Genomic DNA, 2,164 nt, shown 5'->3' on the forward strand with positions numbered 1-2,164 from the left:
GATCCTCATCGTGCCGATCCTCGACTTCGGGCTCGCCGTCACGCGGCGGCTCAGCGCCGGGAAGTCACCGTTCTCGGCCGACCGGAAGCACCTGCACCACCGCCTGCTCGACATGGGGCACTCGCACTTCCACGCCGTGCTCATCTTCTACGCGTGGACGGCCACCGTGGCGGTCGGCTGCCTGCTGTTCCTCTTCGTGGACTGGTACTGGGTGGTCGTCTTCGTCGCCGTCGGCTTCGCCGTGTGCGCGGTGGCCACGTTCGCCCCGCTCGGCCGCAAGCGCGCCGAGTTCGCCGCACAGGTCGCCACCCGGTCCACCGCCGTGGTGGACGCCAGCCTCGACCCGCTCGACCGGGCCGCCAACGACCGATCGATCCCAGGAGACAACTCGTGACCGCACCGAACGCGCTCGACCACGTCCGGCCGGTGTTCCGCCGAATCATCACCTGGGGCGCACTGCTGGCCGTCGGGCTCGCCGTCGTCGGGGGAGTCGTGGGCCTGCTCGTCGCCGGCGGCCCGGGGCTCGCCGGCGGGCTGATCGGTGCCGTGCTCAGCGTGGTGTTCCTCGGCCTCACCGCGGTGAGCGTGCTCGTGGCGCTGCGCGTCTCGAAGGGACAGATGATCTCCGGGGCCTTCTTCGGCATCGTGATGGGCACGTGGCTGCTCAAGTTCGTCGTCTTCATCGTCGTGCTCGTGCTGCTGCGGGACCGCGACTGGGTGGACTTCCCGGTGCTCGCGGTCGCGATCATCGTCGGGGTCGTCGGCTCGCTCGTGATCGACGTCGTCGCGGTCGCCAAGGCCCGCATCCCGATCGGCGTCTCGCTCCCCGGAGACTCCGCGTCTCCTGAGAAGCGCGACCCCCGCAACTGAGAGCCCGGGAAGCCTCCAGCACCTGATAGGCTTCTCGGAGTCCGCGTCCGGAGCACAGCTCGGAGCGGACGAGCCTCCACAACGTCCACCATCGCGTGCCATGCGTGCGCGCGCCGACACAGGAGACAGCGCTGCTATCCCACGCTCTTCCCCTGTCCCTCACCGCTGCGGGTAACACCGTCGCGGCGGGGAGCAGCAAGGCCGCCGAGTTCCATGGTCCGTCGATCAACGAGTTCTTCCCGGAAGCGATCTTCTTCGCCGGGACGCCCTTCGAGATCGACCGACTCGTCATCATCCGGTTCATCGCCGTCGCGGTCCTGCTGCTGATCGGCATCATCGGGACCCGTTCGCTCAAGCTCGTCCCCGGCCGCGGCCAGGCGCTCATCGAGTACGCGTTCGACGTCGTCCGCCGGAACACCTTCGACAACCTGGGTGAGAAGGACGGCAAGCGGTTCCTCCCGCTGCTGGCGACGATCTTCTTCTCCGTGCTGTTCCTGAACCTCACGGGTCTCATCCCGGGGTTCAACCTCCAGGGCACCAGCCGCATCGCGTACCCGATGATCCTCGCGATCGTCGCCTACGTGGCCTTCATCTACGCGGGTCTGCGCAAGCACCCGGGCACCTTCCTCCGGAACTCGCTGTTCCCGCCGGGGGTCCCGTGGTACCTGTACATCATCGTGACGCCGATCGAGCTCGTCTCGACCTTCGTGCTCCGACCGGTGACGCTGACCCTGCGACTCCTGATGAACATGGTCGTCGGCCACCTGCTGCTCGTCCTGTTCTTCGCTGCCACGCAGTTCTTCTTCGTCGACGCCTCGCTCGGTTTCAAGGCCTTCGGAGTCGGGACGCTCGCGTTCGGCATCGCGTTCAGTTTCTTCGAGATCCTGGTCGCGCTGCTGCAGGCGTACGTCTTCATGCTGCTGACCGCTGTGTACATCCAGCTCGCGCTGGCTGACGAGCACTGACCAACGACCTGCACTGACCCCCAATACGGCACGGCATCCGTCGGGCCGCATCCTGAAAGGAAAACACGTGGACGCAACGACCGTTCTCGCGGCAATCTCCGGCAACATCGCGACCGTGGGCTACGGCCTCGCGGCGATCGGCCCGGCCATCGGCGTGGGCATCGTCGTCGGCAAGACGATCGAGTCCGTCGCTCGCCAGCCGGAGCTCCAGGGCCGTCTGACGACCCTTATGTACATCGGTATCGCCTTCACCGAGGCCCTCGCCTTCATCGGTATCGCGACGTACTTCATCTTCACCAACTAAGGCCTCTCGATGCAGAACGCACTGA

3 protein-coding genes and 1 pseudogene are annotated in these 2,164 nt (G+C 66.6%); all 4 read left to right on the top strand.

Annotation, left to right across the window (positions count from 1 at the left end):
- Nucleotides 1-394 (top strand): annotated as a pseudogene (locus I5E_RS11935) (undecaprenyl/decaprenyl-phosphate alpha-N-acetylglucosaminyl 1-phosphate transferase); the annotation flags it as partial.
- Nucleotides 391-870: a hypothetical protein gene (locus tag I5E_RS11940; RefSeq protein ID WP_022907195.1), complete on the top strand. Its 480-nt coding sequence runs from the start codon at nucleotides 391-393 to the stop codon at nucleotides 868-870. The pseudogene I5E_RS11935 and the gene I5E_RS11940, both read left to right, overlap by 4 nt.
- 104 nt (nucleotides 871-974) lie before the next feature.
- Nucleotides 975-1,835, top strand: a complete 861-nt coding sequence (gene atpB / locus I5E_RS11945) for a F0F1 ATP synthase subunit A (RefSeq protein ID WP_022907196.1) — start codon at nucleotides 975-977, stop codon at nucleotides 1,833-1,835.
- Nucleotides 1,836-1,902: 67 nt separating this feature from the next.
- The gene (gene atpE, locus I5E_RS11950; RefSeq protein ID WP_022907197.1) at nucleotides 1,903-2,139 is read left to right on the top strand and encodes an ATP synthase F0 subunit C; all 237 of its coding nucleotides are present in this window, start codon (nucleotides 1,903-1,905) and stop codon (nucleotides 2,137-2,139) included.
- The last annotated feature ends 25 nt before the right edge of the window (nucleotides 2,140-2,164 follow it).

It is taken from the genome of Curtobacterium sp. B18 (assembly GCF_000333375.1).
Taxonomy (GTDB): domain Bacteria; phylum Actinomycetota; class Actinomycetes; order Actinomycetales; family Microbacteriaceae; genus Curtobacterium.